The organism is Bradyrhizobium sp. 137, from assembly GCF_023074095.1.
GTDB lineage: Bacteria > Pseudomonadota > Alphaproteobacteria > Rhizobiales > Xanthobacteraceae > Bradyrhizobium.
Map to the genome: position 1 here is coordinate 277,770 of NZ_JADPKU010000067.1, position 18,212 is coordinate 295,981.

The following is an 18,212-nucleotide window of genomic DNA, read 5'->3' on the forward strand; positions in this document are numbered from 1 at the left end:
CCGACCATGACGATGCAGATTGCAGATTCGGTCTCTCTCCCGGCCCCCGACGCCAAGGCACGTGCCCATGCGGCTGCCGCGCGCGACAGCCTTCGCACCGAGCCAAGGGCGGTGCGCATCACCATCATCGCGCTGGCGATGACCTTCCTCACCGTCTTCGTCGTGCTGCCGTTGGTCGTGGTGTTCGCACAGGCGCTCTCGAAGGGGGGCATCGCCTATCTCACTGCGCTCGCCGAACCGGAAGCGCTGGCTGCGATCAGGCTGACGCTGCTGGTCGCCGCGATTTCAGTGGGCCTCAATCTCGTGTTCGGCCTCGTCGCCGCCTGGGCCATCGCCAAGTTCGATTTCAAGGGCAAGACCTTTCTGATTACGCTGATTGACCTGCCGTTCTCCGTCAGCCCGGTGATCTCGGGCCTCGTTTTCGTGCTGCTGTTCGGCGCGCAGGGCTATTTCGGCAGCTGGCTGCGTGAGCACGACATCCAGATCCTGTTCGCGGTGCCCGGCATTGCGCTCGCCACCACCTTCGTGACCTTCCCATTCGTGGCGCGCGCACTGATCCCCCTGATGCAGGAGCAGGGCACGCAGGAGGAGGAGGCCGCGATCTCGCTCGGCGCCTCGGGTCTGCAAACCTTCTTCCGGGTCACGCTGCCCAACATCAAATGGGGCGTGCTCTACGGCGTCCTGCTCTGCAACGCCCGCGCGATGGGCGAGTTCGGCGCTGTCTCGGTCGTCTCCGGACATATCCGCGGCGAGACCAACACCATGCCGCTCTTGGTCGAGATCCTCTACAACGAGTACCAGTTCGTCGCCGCGTTTGCGATCGCCTCGCTGCTGGCGATGCTGGCGCTGATCACGCTGATCGCAAAAGCTGTTCTCGAACGTCACCTGAACGAAGGACACGAGCCCCGTGACCATTGAAGTCAAGAATCTCGTCAAGAAGTTCGGCAGCTTTAAAGCCCTCGACGGCGTGGATCTTAAGGTCGACAACGGCGAGCTGCTGGCGCTGCTCGGCCCCTCCGGCTCCGGCAAGACCACGCTGCTGCGGATCATCGCCGGCCTCGACTGGCCCGACGCTGGCGACGTCTCCTTCAACGGCGAGGACGCGCTGGCGCAGGGCGCGCGCGAACGGCATGTCGGCTTCGTGTTCCAGCACTATGCGCTGTTCCGCCACATGACGGTGTTCGAGAACGTCGCCTTCGGCCTGCGCGTGCAGCCGCGCGCAGTTCGCAAGGACGAGGCCACGATCCGTACGCGGGTGAAGGAGCTGCTCGATCTCGTGCAGCTCGACTGGCTTGCCGACCGCTATCCGAGCCAACTCTCCGGCGGTCAGCGCCAGCGCATCGCGCTCGCCCGCGCGCTCGCAATCGAGCCGCGCATCCTGCTGCTCGACGAACCCTTCGGCGCGCTCGATGCCAAGGTGCGCAAAGAGCTGCGCCGATGGCTGCGCTCACTGCATCATGAGATCAACGTCACCTCGATCTTCGTCACCCATGACCAGGAAGAGGCGCTGGAAGTCGCCAACCGCGTCGTTGTGATGGACAAGGGCAGAATCGAGCAGATCGGCTCGCCCGACGACGTCTACGAAAGTCCGGCGACCGCCTTCGTCCACGGCTTCATCGGCGAATCCATCGAGCTGCCGATCCAGGTCGAGGGCGGCGTGATCAGGCTCGGCGACCGGCCGCTGCGGCTTGCCGCGGACGGGCTTGCGCCTGGCGCGTCAAAACTGTTCGTGCGGCGACACGACATGCTGGTGGGCCCGCCCGGCAGCGGCGCCTTCGAGGGCGCGATTCGGCATGTCCGCAATTTCGGTCCCGTGCAGCGCGCCGAGGTCGCGCTATCAGGTGGCGAGACCATCGAGATCGACGCCCCCCGCGACAAGGAACTGCGCGCCGGCGACACGATTGGGCTGGAGCCGCGCCGCTACCGCATATTTGCGGGCGCTTGAGCCGCCTCGTCGGGTCAAATTTTCCCCAAAATTCACCTTTCAGCCACGGTTGATATGCAACAACGGCCCCTCATTTGGGGACCCGATTCATGCGCGCTGCGGCCGCAATATCCATCACTTTGCTTCTAGCCGGCTGCGCCGGCAACGAAGCGCCGGTCCAGCAGCCGTCCATGTATACCGACATGGCGGTCCCGGGCGCCAAGCTCGATGCGCAGGCCGCCGCCGTGATGATCTCGCAATATCGCCAGAACAACGGGCTCGGCACCGTCGTGATCGACTCCGATCTGATGCGGCTCGCCGAATCCCAGTCCCAGGCTATGGCGGCCGCCAACAAGATGGACCACGACGTTCGCGCGCCGCTCGCCAAGCGGCTCGCCGCCGGCGGCTATCCCGCCACCGTGGCGGTCGAGAACGTCTCGGCCGGCTATCATACGCTGGCCGAAGCGTTTTCCGGCTGGCGCGACTCGCCACCCCACCGCGCTAACATGCTCAAAAGCGGTGTCACAAAACTTGGCATCGCAGCGGGCTATGCTCCCGGCACCAAATACAAGGTGTTCTGGACCATGATCTTGGCTTCGGCGGACCCTCGATAAGCCAGACTTGATCCCGGATGCATTGACGCCGCGGCGGAGTGTCGCCACGGTGGCTTGCCTTTTGCTATTGTTCCCTCATGACAGATCATCGTCCTGATACCGCCAGCATCCCCGCGAATGCGCAACGCGTCCTGGTCCTCCAGGGCGGTGGCGCGCTCGGCTCGTATCAGGCCGGCGCCTGCCAGGCGCTATGCGGCTACGGCTTCGAGCCGGAATGGGTCGCCGGCATCTCGATCGGTGCTATCAACGCAGCCATCATCGCCGGCAATGAGGGCCACACCCGCGTCAAGCGGTTGAAGGAATTCTGGGAGATGGTGTCGGCGCCGGTGCCGTGGAAGCCGATCGGCAAGAGCGATCGCAGCCGCGAGCTGTTCAATTCGACGAGCGCAGCGCTGATCGCGACCTTCGGTGTGCCCGGCTTCTTCGTACCCCGCGTTCCGCCGGCGCCGCTCTGGCCACCGGGGCACCCCGAGGCGGAAAGCTATTACGACACCGCGCCGCTCAAGAAAACGCTGGAGCGTCTGGTCGATTTCGACCGCATCAACGATCTGAAGACGCGCTTGTCCGTCGGCGCGGTCGGCGTCACCTCCGGCAACTTCAAATATTTCGACAATTACGCGTTCAAGAAGCTCGGCAAGACCATCGGGCCCGAGCACATCATGGCCTCCGGCGCGCTGCCGCCGGGCTTTCCGTCCGTCGTGATCGAGGGCGAGCATTACTGGGACGGCGGCATCGCCTCCAACACACCGCTCGACTACGTGCTCGATGCCGAGGTCGACCGCGACATGCTGATCTTCCAGGTCGACCTGTTTTCCGCGCGCGGCGATCTGCCGACCTCGCTGCTCGAGGCCGCCGAGCGCGAGAAAGACATCCGCTATTCCAGCCGCACGCGGATGAACACCGACAAGAACAAGCAGCTGCACAATGCCCGCAGGGCCGTGCGAGATCTCATCAGCAAGTTGCCGGATTACCTGAAGAACGATCCGTCCGTCGAATTCCTCGCGAAAGCCTCGCGCGAAAGCACCGTCACGGTGGTGCATCTGATCTATCGCAGCAAGAACTACGAATCCTCGTCCAAGGATTACGACTTCTCGCATGTCGCCATGGTCGAGCATTGGGAAGCCGGGGTGCGCGACGTGCATCTGTCGATGCGCCACAAGGATTGGCTCGAGAAGCCGCAGTCCGGCGAGACCATGGTGACCTACGATCTCACGGGGGACGTCACCGCACCCCCGGCAAAAAGGAGCGAATAGAATGGGTAGTCTGTCAGGCAAGAACGCCGTCGTGACCGGGTCGACCAGCGGCATCGGGCTCGCTTACGCACGCGCCTTCGCCGCCGCCGGGGCCAACGTGGTCATCAACGGCTTCGGCTCGCCCGAGGACATCGAGAAGGAGCGCACCAAGATCGAATCCGAGTTCAAGGTCAAGGTGATCTACTCGCCCGCCGACATGACCAAGCCCGCCGAGATCACCGGGATGATCGCGCTGGGCGAGAAGACGTTTGGCTCGGTCGACATTCTCGTCAACAATGCCGGCATCCAGTTCGTCTCGCCGATCGAGGAGTTTCCGCTCGAGAAGTGGGACCAGATCATCGCCATCAACCTGTCGTCGGCCTTCCATGCCATCCGTGCCGCCGTGCCCGGCATGAAGAAGAAGGGCTGGGGCCGCATCATCAACACGGCGTCTGCACACTCACTCGTCGCCTCGCCCTTCAAATCGGCTTACGTGTCGGCCAAGCACGGCATCGCCGGTCTCACCAAAACCGTGGCGCTGGAGGTCGCGACCCACAAGATCACCTGCAACTGCATCAGCCCGGGCTATGTCTGGACGCCGCTGGTGGAGAAGCAGATCCCCGACACGATGAAGGCGCGCAATCTGACGCGCGAGCAGGTCATCAACGACGTGCTGCTCGACGCGCAGCCGACCAAGGAGTTCGTCACCTCCGAGCAGGTTGCCGCGCTCGCCCTGTTCCTGTGCAGCGACGATGCCGCGCAGATCACCGGCAGCAATCTGTCGATCGACGGCGGCTGGACCGCGGAGTAGTTCGCGCGGTTCAGCTAGCTCGCTGTCATGCCCCGGCTTGGCCGGGCATTCAGTACGCCGCGGCCTATCGATTCAATCACAGCTTTCTCGGAATACTGGATCGCCCGGTCAAGCCGGGCGATGACAGTGAGAGTGGGGCGCGGTCTCTGGCTAATGCGTCCACGCTAGCGCCGTCACGATCGCCGATGACAAATTCAATTCCGCGAACATGATCTTGCCGGCGACCACGAACAGCACGCTCGCCAGCGTCAGGCGCAGCACCGTCTCGGGCACGCGCGTTGCGCTAAAACTGCCCACGATGATGCCTGGCAGCGAGCCCAGCAGCAGCACGCCCATCAGCGCCCAGTCGACGTCACCGAGCGCCCAGTGTCCGATGCCGGCAACCAGCGTCAGCGGCACCGCATGGGCGATGTCTGAGCCGACGATGCTCGCCATCGGCAGGCGCGGATAGAGCAGCAGGAGCACAGTGACGCCGACCGCGCCGGCGCCGACCGACGAGATCGAGACCAGCACGCCGAGCACGATTCCGGTGATCACGGTCGCGATCGCGGTGGTGCGCTCGTCGACCTGCTCGAGGCGTTTGCGGTAGCGATCCATGATCGCCTTGCGGAAGATCAGCGACGTCGCAGTCAGGATCAGCGCGAAGCACAGCACGAGATTGACGAGGCTACGCTCGGAATCGCTTCTGAGGTCGAGCTTCCACAGCACCAGCAGCGTCACCGCGCTCGCAGGAATGCTGCCGCAGGCGAGTCGCAGCACCGCCGGCCAGTGCACGCTACGCGACCAGCCATGCACCACGCTGCCGCCGGTCTTGGTGGCGGCGGCATAGAGCAGGTCGGTCCCGACCGCCGTGGAGGGATGAATGCCGAACAGCAGGATCAGCAGCGGCGTCATCAACGAACCGCCGCCAACGCCGGTCATGCCGACGAGCAAGCCGACGCCGAATCCAGAGGCGACGTAGAGTGGATCAAACATGTCCGGGGAATCTTAGGTGGATCTCGTCGGTTGAGCAACACGACGTAGAATGAAATTCCTCCCGCATGCAACTGCCTGGGTCCAATAAGAAAAATCATGCTGCGGACGGCAAATCGGTAGGAATTTCGCTTCGTTCCCAGGCATGCTGCGAACGCGCCGTTCCCCGGGGGCAGGGTCGCGGGTCCCTATTTGCCAAACGCCAGCACGTGCAGGCCGAGGCGCTGCCGCACGATCCAGAACAGGAGCACCGTCTCGAAGGTGAGCGAGATCGAGGTCGCGGCCGCGGCGCCGTGGCCGCCGTAGCGCGGTACCAGCGCGATGCAGAGCACGACATTCATCACGAAAGCCAGCGCATAAGCGAGCGCGCAGATCTTCTGCTGGCCAAGCATGTTGAGCAGCCGCTCCACCGGCCCGATTGCAGAGCGCACCACCAGCCCGATCGCGGCGACGAACATGATATCGTAGCCAACGGTGAATTGCGGCCCGAACAGCCAGAGCAGCGGCTTGCCGAACGCAAGCAGCACGATGGTCGCCGCCAGCGACGGCCAGAACGTCCAGCTGATGGCGTGTGTCACATAGGCCGACAGCCGCGCCTTGTCGCCGCTTGCGTTGTATTCGGCGAAGCGATGCGCCGTCGTCGCCGACATCGCGTAGTGGATGAAGGAAACCAGCGCCAGCGTCTTCACCACGGCGAAATAGACGCCGACCTCGTCGGAGGGGCGGAACTGCTGCAGCACCAGCACGTCGGTGTAGGACAGCAGCAGGTAGAAGCTCTCCACCAGCAGGATCGGCAGCGAGACGGCCAGCCAGCCGCCGATGTCGTAGGCCTTGGGGCCCGGCTCGATGTGATCGGCGAGCTTGCGGTTCAGCACCACCATCTGCCCGGCCATCGCGATCCACACCGCCCCTAGGCTCGCGACCATCGCTGCGACTGCGCCGAGATGATAGCCGAGCAGGAAGGCGCACGCCGTGATGCCGATGATCAGCGCCTGGCGAATGATGAATTGCGGCATCAGGCCGAGCTGCATCCAGTCGTGCGAGCGCGCGATGCCGTCCTGGGTGTTGGCGACCACGAAGGCCGGCAGCGTCATGCAGCCGATATAGAGCGGCAGCACCTCGGCCGGATCGATCCAGGGTGACAGCAGCCTGACGATGCCGGCAAGGCCGAGCGACACCAGCGCGGAGGCGGCAAAGGTGAGCCAGCGGCTGCCGGAGAGAAAGCCGCGCAGCAACGCGTGCGCGCCGCTGGCGCGGTACTCCGGAATGATCTTTTGCGCGGAAGCGGAGATGCCGAAATCCATCATGCTGCCGAGCAGCAGCACCCAGGTCCAGACATAGACATAGATGCCGTAGTCGGACGTGCCCATCCAGCGCGCGAGCAGAATCTGCGAGACATAGGCGAGGCCTGCACTGATGACGCGGATGACGAAGATGGTGGCGGCCAGCCGCCGCGTCAGCGAGGCCTCGCTCGAGCCGCCCGTCAGCCTGCCGCGCAGCCGCGCGATCAACCCGGCTGGTCCGGTCGTTGCGGGTTGTGCATCCATCACGGCCAATTGAGTTCCCCGTCCGCATACTGCGGCAGGCCCGGGAATTAGCAACCACTCGTTAAGATTCGGTTGGGTGGGCGTGCTGTAGAAACCGCAACGTCGTCCCGGAAGGCCAGGCGAAGGCCAGGACTCGTTGCCCCAGGGAGAAGTTGGACGAAGGCTCGGGGCGACGAGTTCGCGCCACCACTACTCCCTGAGGTAGTGGGTCCGCGCTCCGATTCGCTGCGCTTTTCCCGGACCACGGCTCGGGTTGGGACGACGCTACTCCAAGTTCGTGTTGAACTCGTACGACTTGTCCGGTCCCACCAGCGTGAACTTCAGCGCCGCACCGTCGGGCTTGGCGCCCGGCGGCAGCCCGTCGAGCTCGAAGGAAAATCGCTTCACGTCCGGCGGGCTGTGATGGACCGGGGCCGGAATCGGCAGCGCCCAATCGGGCGTCGGCCCTTCCACGAACAGATTGACGTTGCGCGCGTCCGCCGGCGCGACCACGTCGACGACCACCTTGTTGCCCTCGCGCTTGACGTCGCGGATGGTAAGCGGATTGGGATCGCCGATATTGGCCGGCTTGGGCACGGTGTCCAGCGCCGCGCGCAGATTGGCGTCCTCGGTCGAGGCGACGCTGTTGAAGCCGAGTTCGGCGCGGGCTTCGACGGGAATGCAGAGCTTCTCGCACACTGCATAGTTGATCTCGGCGCGCAAGGTCACCGGCTTGTCGGCGGCCTTGGCGACGATGCGCAGGGGCAGCACGATCTGGTCGCGGTAGCCGATCGAATGGCCGCCCGCGCCGTCGTCGAACTTCAGCGGCGCCGGCCACATCACGGTCACCGCTTCGACATTGTCCGACTTGGAGAAGTCGAACCGCGGCGGAACGCCGGAGTCGCCGGGCACGCGCCAGTAGGTCTTCCATCCCGGTTGGAGCTGGAACGCGATACCGCCAAGCAGGACAGCGCCGCTGCGCGAGCCCGCAACCAGCCGCACTGCGGAATGTCCGTCGCGCTGCCACGGCGAAGCGTCGTCGGCACGGGCTGCGAATGCCAGCGACGCTCCGATCAGGGTTGTCGCGACGCCAATCGCCGCACGCAGGGGAACTATGCTGGTCATGGCACGTCTTTACAGGGGCGCCCCAGGGCAAACCATTGAATTGCTTGTGATGGATGCATCTGGACCAGGTCTCTGCAAGCCTTGATTTGACAGCGGCCGGGCCCGACATCAGGATAGGAATTGAAACCGGAGTGCTTCACCATGGCTCCTACAGGCAAGAGGACGGGCGACAGCACCCGCAGCGCAGGCCCCGCGCTCCCCAATTCGGCCGGTTATCTCGACGGCCGACTCCTGATTGCAATGCCGGTGATGGGCGATCCCCGTTTCGAGCGCTCCGTGATCTATCTCTGCGCCCATTCCGCCGAAGGCGCGATGGGAATCATTGTCAATCATCCCGCGGGCTCCATCGATTTCCCCGAGCTCCTGATGCAGCTCGGCATCATCAAGAAGGGCGAGCACATCAAGCTGCCTGAAAATGCCGAAAGCATGAAGGTGCTGCGCGGCGGTCCTGTCGACACCGGCCGTGGCTTCGTGCTGCATTCCAGCGACTTCTACATCGAGAACGCGACGCTACGGATCGACGACGGCGTCTGCCTCACCGCGACCGTCGACATCCTGCGCGCGATCGCCAACGGCTCCGGCCCCAAGCACGCCATCCTTGCGCTCGGCTATGCCGGCTGGGCGCCGGGCCAGCTCGAAACCGAGATCCAGAGCAACGGCTGGCTGCATTGCGACGCGGACGCGGATCTGATCTTCGGCGACGACGTCGACGACAAATACAACCGCGCTTTGCAGAAAATCGGCATTGATCCCGGCATGCTCTCCAACGAGGCCGGGCACGCGTAGTTGTTAGCCGTCGTCCGGTGTCGTACGTCACCCTCGCTGTCATGCCCCGGCTTGATCGGGGGCATGCAGTACGCCGCAGCCTATCGGCGCGATCACAACCGTCTCGGAGTACTGGATCGCCCGGATCAAGCCGGGCGATGACCAGGCATCGTGAATGACGCGCTACTCCGCCGCCTGCTGCTGTACCGTCGGCTCGGTGCCCGCCACCGTTGCGCGGCGCATGTCGCGCGGTTGCGACTGGTCGTAGCGGCGGACGCGGTGCATGGTCTGGCGGTTGTCCCACATCACGAGGTCATGCAGCTTCCATTTGTGGACGTAGACGAACTCTGCTTGCGTCGCGTGCTCGGTGAGATCGCGCAGCAATAGACGGCCCTCCGGCACGCTCATGCCGACGACCTTGCCGGCATGCGATGAGAGGTACAGCGATTTGCGGCGATGCACCGGGTGCGTGCGCACCAGACGTTGCAGCACCGGCTTGAACATCTCCTTTTCCTCGTCGGTGTATTCGGTGAAGCCGAGCGAGCCGCGCGAATACATCAGCGAGTGCTCGCAGACGAGGTCCTCGATCTCAACCTTGGTCTCGTCGTCGAGCGCGTCATAGGCCGCCCGCATATCGGCGAATTCGGTGTTGCCACCCTTCGGGTTCACCACGCGCGCGGACAGCAGCGAGAATTTTGCCGGGATGGGACGGAACGAGCTGTCGGAATGCCAGAGGCAGTTGCCGAGATTGAACAGATGCGCGCGGCTGTCTTTCGCCAGCGGCTTGCCGTCCTTGCCGAGATTGCTGACATCGTTCAGGCCGGATTGCAGCCGATAGTCCTTCTCCTTGGTGACGGTGCCGCCGCGCGCATCCTCGCGCTGGCCGAAATTCAGCGCGAACGCCATCTGCTGCTCGTCGGTGATGTCCTGATCGTGGAAGACCAGCACCGCATATTTGTCCATCGCGGCCTCGACTTCGCGCGCCTCATCCGCCGTGAGTGGCTTGCGCAAATCGAGGCCCGAAACCTCGCCGACAAAATGCTTCTGAAGCTGCCGGATGGCGATCGTCATGGCGATTTCTCCCGCATCTGTGAGCAGTTTTCCCGCTCCGTTTGCGAAAAAAATGCCTCCCGCGTCCGGCGATGTCAACGCGCCGCGCGCATGGCTCTTACGCGTTCCGGGCCATCAGGCCGCCGTCGACCGGGATCACCGCGCCGGTGATGAAGGAGGCAGCCGGCAGGCACAGGCTGAGCGTCACATGCGCGACCTCTTCGGGCTCGCCGTAACGGCCGAGTGCAGTGCGGCGCTTGGCGTAGATGGTCTTGTGCTCCTCCGAGATGCGATCGGTGATGGCCGTGCGGATCGGGCCGGGACAGATGCAGTTGACGGTGATGCCCTCGCGGCCGAGCTCCACCGCCAGCGAACGGGTGAGGCTCGCAACGCCGCCCTTCGCCGCCGAATAGGGGCTGTGCAGGGCAGTGGCGCCGAGCGCCTCGGTCGAGGCGATGTTGAGGATGCGCGGGCACTTCGACTTGCGCAAATGCGGCAGCGCGGCGCGGATCACGCGCGGATGCGCCGTCAGCATCACGGCGAGGCCTTTGGCCCATGCGTCCTCATAGGCCTCGTCATCGATCGCGACCCGCAGTGAGGTGCCCGCATTGTTGACGACGATGTCGAGCCCGCCGAAATGCGCCGCGACATCGCCGACCACGCGCTTGATCTCGTCGCCATCGGCAACATCGAGCTTCCACGCCCTCGCTGCTCCGCCGCTTGCCGCGATTTCCTTGGCAACCGCATGCGCGCCTTGCTCGTCATAATCGGTCAGGGCAACGTTCGCACCTTCAGTGGCGAACACGCGCGCGGTGGCGCGTCCCATGCCGCTGGCCGCGCCGGTGACGAGGACGGTCAGGCCCTTTACTGACCGGCTGAGCTGTTTGAATTCGGACATGCTGCTTCCTCGCGCCCTGCTTGTTCTTGTTATGATTGACAAGGCTGGCATCGATCCGCAGACAGGTCAAACAAGCAAAAACAAACGGGAGGCCGCGATGGCAAACGAGCTCGATTTCTCAGGCAGGCAGGTGCTGGTGGTCGGCGGTTCCAGCGGTATCGGCAACGGCATTGCGCAAGCTTTTCGCGCCAGGGGTGCGCATGTCGCCGTCTGCGGCACGCGCGCTCGGCCCGAGGATTATTCGATTGAGGAAGGCTCCGATCTCACTGGCCTCGCCTACGCTCAGCTCGACGTCAGCAATGCCGGGGCGATCGAGGCGTTCAAGCCACCCTTCGAGCGGCTCGACATCCTGGTGCTCGCGCAAGGCGCGGTGCTCTATCGCCGCGGCGAATTCGAGATGGCCGGCTTCCGCAAGGTCGTGGAGGTCAACCTGATGAGCCTGATGGCCTGCGCCACGCGGTTTCATTCCATGCTGCGGGATGCAAAGGGCGCGCTGATCATGGTGTCCTCGACCGCGGCCTATCATTCCACCATGGGCAATCCCGCCTACAACGCCTCGAAGACGGGCGCTGTCGGATTGACACGTACGCTGGGCGAGGCCTGGGCCGAGGACGGCATCCGCGTCAACGGCATCGCGCCCGGTCTGGTCGACACCAAGATGACGAAGGTGACCACCGACAATCCCAAGCGGCTCGAAGGCGCGCTCGCGCGCATCCCGCTCCGGCGATTGGGCACGCCGGCCGACATGGCGGGCGCGGCGCTGTTCCTGGCCTCGCCGCTGTCGTCCTACATCGTGGGGCAGACGCTGGTCGTCGATGGCGGCCTCATTCTGTAGGCCATGGCAAGGAACCGCGCTGCTTCTGATCGGTTACTTCGGCTGATCACCGAGGAGGATTATCATGGACGCGGATCGGATCATTGGATCAGCCAAGGAAATGGCAGGCGGCGTGGAAGGCACCGTGGGCGAGATGGCGGGCGACGCCAAAACGCAGGCCTCAGGCAAGGCACGGGAAGCCGCAGGCACCGTGCAGAACCTGTACGGCCAGGCGAAGGACGCGGCGCGCGAAGCTGCGGACACGGCCTCCAGCTACGCCAAGGATGCCTATGAGGCCAGCGGCGATACGTTCCGCGACGGCACGCAAGCCATCGCCCGCAAGGTGCAGGACAACCCGCTCGGCGCGCTGCTGACTGCGGCCGGCATCGGCTTCGCACTCGCGCTTCTGATGTCGCGCCCCGCCCGCCGTCCGCCGCCGCGCTGGCGCTATTAGGGCTAACAGCTAGACCCGTCATCCGGGGCGCGCGCTCTGCGCGCCCGGAATGACGAAATCAGAGATACGATTTACCGGATCACTTCCGCCGCGCGCCCGACATTGCCCGGCGGCCGCGGGATCGCCGGATTCGGATTGCGGGGGCCTGGGGCTGGCGCCAGTTGGCGCGGTGGCTGCGGAGAGCCAAAGCCGAAGAAATCCCGGAATGACGGCGCTGCCTGTGCCGGCTGCTGCGGCGGAAGCTGCTGCGGCTTCTTCGGCGCGAGCTTTGGCGGCGCGATCGCGGCGGCCGCCCCCGGTGAACCCTGAGCAGCGCTGCCCTCAGGCGTCGTCGTCGCCATCGGCGTATCGCCCTTGGCCTGCTCGCGTCCGACTTCGCGGCGCGGCCAGGCATAGTCGTCGGCGCGCCCGGCGGGGGCGCTCAGCGGCTCGCCTTTCACCATCGTCTTCGCAGCGAGTGCATCGACCGCGGCCGGACGCGAGCCTGGCCCGCCCAGCAATTGATCGGTCGAGATCGAGGCCGCGACCAGCGGCACGATCGGTCCGGCCAGCGGCCGCGGCGCGGGCTTGCCGGGCTCGGCGCTGGTGTCGGGCGTCGCCGGCTCGCTCGGCAGTGCGATCGGACCGGAGCGGCCCGCAAGCAGGCGCGTGATCTCGCGCTCGACATAGTGCGCGAGCTTGCGCGCGCCGGGTTTTGTGAAATAGACGCCGTCAGAGCTGCGGAGCTGACGAATCTGACCTTCGAAGTCCGGACCCTTCTGAAGGAAGCGGCCGGCGTCGTCGACAAAACCGTCCCAGACGTCGACATAGGTGATGCCGGCCTTGGCTGCGCCTTCACGGTAGAGCGAATCCAGGAACAGCATGTCCGCCGTACCCTTCTGCCCGCGGATGGCGGGAAGACCGACCCAGAGCACCGGCGCGCCCTTGGCCTTGAGCACGTTGGCCAGCTCCTCGATTTTCTTGCCGTAGAGCTCGATCCAGCGCTCGTCGCGGAATTCGTAGAGACCATTCGGGTTGCGCGCCGTCTTCTCCGGCGCAGTGGCTGCCGGCGTATCGGCGTTGTCGGCGTCATCCTGCGGCAGGTCAGTATCCGCGGCGGGTTTGTCCTCAGGCTTGGCAGCGGTGTCGGGCTTGGCATCGCCGGGCTTGCCCGGTGGCTTGCCGCGCGCGCCCTTGTCGTTCTTCTTGTCCTTGTCAGAGGCCTTGTCCGACTTGTCGGCCACAGGCTCGCGGATCGCGATGCGGTCGTTGAGGCCGAGCATGACCACGATGATTTCGGGCTTCTCGGTCTCGAGGATGCCCTTCGCCGCAGCCGCCCAATCCGCGGGCTCGCCCTTCGGCTGGTACTTGATGAGGCCCGAGGTGGTCTTGTGCTTGCGGATCACGCCCATGTCGGGCTGCTCGGCGTAGGCGTCCTCGAGGCCATAGGCGAGCCAGTCGGCCATGGCGTCGCCGATCACCAGCACGTTCTTGTCGGGGATAGTGTCGCGCTTGCCCGGTGCCGGCGCGCGCGAAAAATCCTGGCGCGGCGCCTGCGGCTGTTGTTGCTGGAATGGTGCGAAGAAGTCGCCGCCGAACCAGCCGCCGCCACCTCCACCACGTGGTGGCGGTGGCGCCGCGCGCTGTGGCGGGCCGCCGAAGCCGGGGAAGTTGAAGAATTGCGCCGAGGCCGGGGCCGCGACCGACACCAGGATCGCAAGCGCCGTCCCCAGCGCGATCAATGGGCCGGTCTCGGTCAGCGCCTTGAACAGGGACTTCTTCGACATGCGATCTCGGGCACGCGCAATGGGATTGGAAGTGGCTCGAATATAATAACGGAATCAGGCGCCAAACGGGCAGATTCTGTTGCAGAAACTTCTGCCATACACCGGGGAACAGCCGCCCGGTCAAGGCTGCCTGCCAAAATCCCTGTTCAGGGTTACTTTGGGCGCGATTTTACCGCCCGCGCAGCCGGTCCAGCACGTCGGAGGAGGCAAAACCGTCGGCCGGCACGCCGATCGAGGCCTGGAAATTGCGCAGGGCTTCCCGGGTCTGGCCGCCGAACTGGCCATCCGGGGTGCCCTTGTAGAAGCCGCGCTGGGCCAGCAGCTGCTGCAGCTCCAGCCGCTCGGTGCGCGACAGCTCCCGTTCCTGCCGCGGCCAGGGCTGCACGAAGGGGCCCCCGCCACGCAAGCGGTCGGCGAAATGCCCGATCGCCAGCGCATAGGCCTCGGCCGGATTGTACTTCATGATGACGCGGTAATTCTGCAGCATCAGGAAGCCTGGTCCTTGCGCGCCGGCCGGCGCGAGCAGATAGGCCTTCTCGGCCGGATGCGGGAAGGGCTGGTTGTTCGGGCGCTTCAGCCCGAGCTTCTCCCATTGGGCGATCGTCATCGCCTTGGCGCGGTCGGCCAGCATGTAGTTGAAGCCTTGCGGCACCACGACCTCGTAGCCCCAGGTCTGGCCGGCCTGCCAGCCGTCCTTCTTCAGATTGTTGGCGGTCGACGCGATCAGGTCGGTCGGATTGTCGACGACGTCGCGCCGCCCGTCGCCGTCGCCGTCGACGGCAAAGCGCTTGAATGCGGTCGGCATGAACTGGGTCGGGCCGAAGGCGCCGGCCCAGGAGCCGCGCAGCTGCTCAGGCCTGAGATCGCCGCGGTTGAGGATCTCCAGCGCGGAGAGGAATTCGTCCTTGAAATAGGTTTGGCGGCGGCCGATGCAGGCGAGCGTCGCGGTCGATTGCAGCACGCTGCGGTCGCCCATCTGCGTCGAGTAATTGGACTCGATGCCCCAGATCGAGGCGATGATGTAGCGGTCGACGCCGGTGGCCTTTTCGGTGGCGTCGAACTGCGCCTTGTATGTGGCGAGGATCTCGCGGCCCTTGGCGAGGCGGTTGTCGTTCACGAGAATGTCGAGGTAGTCCCAGATCGATTTGGTGAACTCCGGCTGCGAGTCCATCAGATCCATGATGCGCAAATCGGGGCTGAGGCCTGCGGTGAAGCGCTGGAAATTCTCCTGCGTGATGCTGCGGCGTGCGGCATCCGGCCACATCGCGGCGACACAATTGTTGAAATTGCCCGCGGCCTCGCGGATCGCAGCGGCCGTCATCAGCGGATGGCCGGAGGCGCCGTCCTCGCCGCTCCAAGGTTGAGCTCCAGTTTGTGCGCTGCCGGGCCCGGGCGAGGCTTGCGACGGCGCCGCGTTCGGGGCGGAGAAGATGCCGCCGAACAGGTTCGATAGGCCGTTCTGCGCCTGGGCGTGCGCGCATGCAGGCAGCAGCAAAGCCGCCGCAATCATCGTCGCGCCGGTCACGGACCCAGTCCGTCCTGCCAGTCGTGCCACTGATTGCATCATGTCCCACCCATCGGCCTGAAATTCCGCCATCAGGAGGCCTGGTAGGCGTTGCCAATAGCTTAACAAAGGTGAAATTTTGGTGACTGCCTTTTTCTTAACTCTGTAGGGGCGAGGCCCCACATCCGCCTTTGTTGGCGGCTGCAAACAGGCTAGCAAGATGCCATTGCTGTGTTCACGTCCTCAGGTATTCGATCGATCCCATGAAAATTCGCAAAGCCGTATTCCCCGTCGCCGGCCTCGGCACCCGCGTCCTGCCCGCCACCAAAGCGATGCCGAAGGAAATGCTGACCATCGTCGACAAGCCGCTGATCCAGTACGTCTATGACGAGGCGAAGGAGGCCGGCATCGAGCACTTCATCTTCGTCACCGGCCGCAACAAGAACGTCATCGAAGATCATTTCGACCGGATGTTCGAGCTCGACGCGACGCTGGAGGCGCGCGGCAAGACGGCCGAGCAGGAGATCCTGGCGCAGAACCAGCCGGACGCTGGCGCCGTCAGCTTCACGCGCCAGCAGGCGCCGCTCGGCCTCGGTCACGCGGTCTGGTGCGCGCGCGACATCGTCGGCAACGAGCCGTTTGCAGTCGTGCTGCCGGACGAGCTCGTGCTCAACACGCCGGGCTGCCTGAAGCAGATGATCGATATGGCATCGTCGCTCGGCGAGAAATCCAATCTCGTCGCGGTCGAGGCGGTGCCCGATCACCTGACGCATCAATACGGCATCTGCGGGGTCGGAAAGCGCAACGGCAAGATGTTCGAGGTCGACGGCATGGTCGAGAAGCCGGCCAAGGGCACCGCGCCCTCCAACCTCTCGATCACCGGCCGCTACATCCTCCAGCCTGAGATCTTCAAGATCCTGGAAACCCAGGAGCGCGGTGCCGGCGGCGAGATCCAGCTCACCGACGCCATGATCGGCCTTGCCAAGGCCCAGAAATTCTATGGCGTCGAGTTCGAGGGCGAGCGTCACGATTGCGGCTCCAAGCCCGGCTTCCTCCGCGCCAACATCGCCTACGGCATGAAGCGCCCGGAGCTGCGCGATGGGCTTATCGCGGAGATGAAGAAGTATCTGGGGACCTGACCTCACCTTTGACGTCATTCCGGGGCGATGCGTAGCATCGAACCCGGAATCTGGAGATTCCGGGCTCGGCTCTTGGAGCCGCCCCGGAATGACATCCAGACGAATCCCTCAGGCCACCAACGACAACTGCGGCAAACTCGCGACCACCGACTGGTTGCGCCCACCGGCCTTGGCGGCATAGAGCGCCTTGTCGGCGGCGGCGACCAGGACGGGCCAGTCCATGCCGGCACTGGGAACGAGGCTGGCGATGCCGCAGGAGACCGTTGTGCTCGCCTGATCGTCGGACCAGCCCTGCACCTTGAGCCGGATCGTCTCGGCGATCTTGTAGGCATCCGCGGCCGAAATGTTCGGCAGCAGCACGGCGAATTCTTCGCCGCCATAGCGCGCGGCGCAGTCGCCGGCGCGGCTCACCGAGTCGGAAATGCAGATGGCGATGCCGACCAGCACCTGGTCGCCGGCCTGGTGGCCGAACGTGTCATTGTAAGCCTTGAAGTGATCGGCATCGATCATCAACAGCGCGACCGGCGCCTTCTGGCGCATCGCGCGGCGCCATTCGACGTCGATGACGGAATCGAACTTGCGGCGGTTCTTCAGGCCGGTGAGCGCGTCCGTCGTCGCCATCTCCTCGAGCTTGTGCTCGGCCTCGGCGCGTCGGCCGATCTCGCGCGCGAGCACCAGCGTCGACGCCAGCATGAACAGGATCAGCGCCAGGACCACGGCGCCGATGCGATAGGCTTCCCTCTGCCACAGCTCGAACACGGCGGTCAGCGGCTTGCCGGCCACCACGAACAGCGGCCCGCTATCGCCGCTCCGGGAATAGAGCCGCGGCGTCGCGTCTACCGGACCCTGGCCGGCATAGGATCCGCCGGCCTTGAGATTGTCGGCCTTCCAGCTCCCCTGCGTTGCGAGATTCTTGCCGATGACGTCGAGATCGAACGGCCGCCGCATCATGATGGTGCGGTCGCGCTTCAGTACGGTGATGCTGTCGTCGGGGTCGAGGTTCAGCCGCTCGAACAATTCGTGGAAATAGCTGAATCGGATCGAGCCGGCGACGACGCCCATGAAGCCGCCGTCGGTATCGCTGACGCGCCGGCTCAGCACGATGGAATAGGCGCCGCGAAACAGCATGGGACGGCTGATGAAGAGCCCGATGTCCGGATTGTCGCGATGAACCCTGAAGTAATCTTCCTCGCTCCTGACCTCTGGCAGCGGGTCGAGGGTGGAGGCGTCGATGGTCAACCGGCCCTCGGCATCGAACACCCGGATGGCGCCGAAATGCCTCGCAGTGGTCGCATGGTCGAACAGGATCAGATGACGGATCGGCTTCGAAACCGTCGCAAGCTCGGGCAGCAGCATGTTGGCGGCGACCGCCTTCAGCGACAGGTCATAAATCTCGATGTTGCGGCTGACGTCGGACTCGATGGTGGTCGCCAAATTCTCCAGCGTCTGGCGGGCGAGCGCCTCCTCGCCGCGGCGCATGTCCAGCATCACATTGACGCAAATGGCGGAGAAGCCGATCACCGTCACCACGGACGAGATGATCAGCAGCTTCGCCGAAATCCGCCACGGCCGGCGGGCCGTGACTTCGCGCCATCCAGACAGCATCGCTTGCTCCCGA

At 64.8% G+C, this 18,212-nt stretch carries 17 protein-coding genes; 9 read left to right on the forward strand and 8 right to left on the reverse strand.

What is annotated here, in order from left to right:
- Positions 1-6 precede the first annotated feature (6 nt).
- The 5 genes from cysW to IVA78_RS22440 all read left to right on the forward strand — a co-directional run bounded on the left by cysW (position 7) and on the right by IVA78_RS22440 (position 4,581).
- Positions 7-918, forward strand: a complete 912-nt coding sequence (gene cysW / locus IVA78_RS22420) for a sulfate ABC transporter permease subunit CysW (protein ID WP_247467965.1) — start codon at positions 7-9, stop codon at positions 916-918.
- A complete protein-coding gene (locus IVA78_RS22425) occupies positions 908-1,945 on the forward strand; it encodes a sulfate ABC transporter ATP-binding protein (RefSeq protein ID WP_247277798.1) in 1,038 nt (345 codons plus the stop codon). Before cysW ends, IVA78_RS22425 begins: the two co-directional genes overlap by 11 nt.
- 89 nt (positions 1,946-2,034) lie before the next feature.
- Complete coding sequence (locus tag IVA78_RS22430; protein WP_247467969.1) at positions 2,035-2,538, forward strand: CAP domain-containing protein; 504 nt, start codon at positions 2,035-2,037, stop codon at positions 2,536-2,538.
- Between the two features lie 77 nt (positions 2,539-2,615).
- Complete coding sequence (locus tag IVA78_RS22435) at positions 2,616-3,791, forward strand: DUF3734 domain-containing protein (protein WP_247467972.1); 1,176 nt, start codon at positions 2,616-2,618, stop codon at positions 3,789-3,791.
- Between the two features lies 1 nt (position 3,792).
- Complete coding sequence (locus IVA78_RS22440) at positions 3,793-4,581, forward strand: 3-hydroxybutyrate dehydrogenase (RefSeq protein ID WP_247467975.1); 789 nt, start codon at positions 3,793-3,795, stop codon at positions 4,579-4,581.
- A gap of 150 nt (positions 4,582-4,731) precedes the next feature.
- On the opposite strand, the gene IVA78_RS22445 is transcribed toward IVA78_RS22440, so the two are convergent.
- The 3 genes from IVA78_RS22445 to IVA78_RS22455 form a co-directional block, all read right to left on the reverse strand.
- Positions 4,732-5,556: a sulfite exporter TauE/SafE family protein gene (locus IVA78_RS22445; RefSeq protein ID WP_247277794.1), complete on the reverse strand. Its 825-nt coding sequence runs from the start codon at positions 5,554-5,556 to the stop codon at positions 4,732-4,734.
- Between the two features lie 185 nt (positions 5,557-5,741).
- Complete coding sequence (locus IVA78_RS22450; RefSeq protein WP_247467978.1) at positions 5,742-7,109, reverse strand: flippase; 1,368 nt, start codon at positions 7,107-7,109, stop codon at positions 5,742-5,744.
- A gap of 255 nt (positions 7,110-7,364) precedes the next feature.
- Positions 7,365-8,204: a protein-disulfide reductase DsbD domain-containing protein gene (locus tag IVA78_RS22455; RefSeq protein WP_247467980.1), complete on the reverse strand. Its 840-nt coding sequence runs from the start codon at positions 8,202-8,204 to the stop codon at positions 7,365-7,367.
- A 141-nt stretch (positions 8,205-8,345) separates the two neighbouring features.
- Between IVA78_RS22455 and IVA78_RS22460 the strand changes: the two genes are divergently transcribed.
- Positions 8,346-8,990: a YqgE/AlgH family protein gene (locus tag IVA78_RS22460; RefSeq protein WP_247277791.1), complete on the forward strand. Its 645-nt coding sequence runs from the start codon at positions 8,346-8,348 to the stop codon at positions 8,988-8,990.
- Positions 8,991-9,152: 162 nt separating this feature from the next.
- On the opposite strand, the gene IVA78_RS22465 is transcribed toward IVA78_RS22460, so the two are convergent.
- Positions 9,153-10,040 (reverse strand): TauD/TfdA family dioxygenase, encoded by an 888-nt coding sequence (locus IVA78_RS22465; protein WP_247277790.1) that lies wholly within the window; start codon positions 10,038-10,040, stop codon positions 9,153-9,155.
- Positions 10,041-10,137: 97 nt separating this feature from the next.
- On the reverse strand, positions 10,138-10,917 hold the full coding sequence (locus tag IVA78_RS22470; RefSeq protein ID WP_247467983.1) for an SDR family NAD(P)-dependent oxidoreductase: 780 nt from the start codon (positions 10,915-10,917) through the stop codon (positions 10,138-10,140).
- A 97-nt stretch (positions 10,918-11,014) separates the two neighbouring features.
- On the opposite strand from IVA78_RS22470, the gene IVA78_RS22475 reads away from it, so the two are divergent.
- Complete coding sequence (locus IVA78_RS22475; RefSeq protein ID WP_247467986.1) at positions 11,015-11,752, forward strand: SDR family oxidoreductase; 738 nt, start codon at positions 11,015-11,017, stop codon at positions 11,750-11,752.
- 64 nt (positions 11,753-11,816) lie between these two features.
- On the forward strand, positions 11,817-12,185 hold the full coding sequence (locus IVA78_RS22480; RefSeq protein WP_247277787.1) for a CsbD family protein: 369 nt from the start codon (positions 11,817-11,819) through the stop codon (positions 12,183-12,185).
- Positions 12,186-12,256: 71 nt separating this feature from the next.
- Here IVA78_RS22480 and IVA78_RS22485 read toward each other — a convergent pair whose 3' ends face one another.
- Both IVA78_RS22485 and IVA78_RS22490 read right to left on the reverse strand, forming a co-directional pair.
- Complete coding sequence (locus tag IVA78_RS22485; protein ID WP_247467989.1) at positions 12,257-13,951, reverse strand: SGNH family hydrolase; 1,695 nt, start codon at positions 13,949-13,951, stop codon at positions 12,257-12,259.
- Positions 13,952-14,120: 169 nt separating this feature from the next.
- A complete protein-coding gene (locus IVA78_RS22490) occupies positions 14,121-15,518 on the reverse strand; it encodes a lytic murein transglycosylase (protein ID WP_247468072.1) in 1,398 nt (465 codons plus the stop codon).
- A gap of 200 nt (positions 15,519-15,718) precedes the next feature.
- On the opposite strand from IVA78_RS22490, the gene galU reads away from it, so the two are divergent.
- Positions 15,719-16,594, forward strand: a complete 876-nt coding sequence (galU, locus tag IVA78_RS22495; RefSeq protein ID WP_247467992.1) for a UTP--glucose-1-phosphate uridylyltransferase GalU — start codon at positions 15,719-15,721, stop codon at positions 16,592-16,594.
- 108 nt (positions 16,595-16,702) lie between these two features.
- Here the strand turns inward: galU and IVA78_RS22500 are convergent, their stop codons facing one another.
- Complete coding sequence (locus IVA78_RS22500; protein ID WP_247467995.1) at positions 16,703-18,199, reverse strand: sensor domain-containing diguanylate cyclase; 1,497 nt, start codon at positions 18,197-18,199, stop codon at positions 16,703-16,705.
- Between the last annotated feature and the right edge of the window lie 13 nt (positions 18,200-18,212).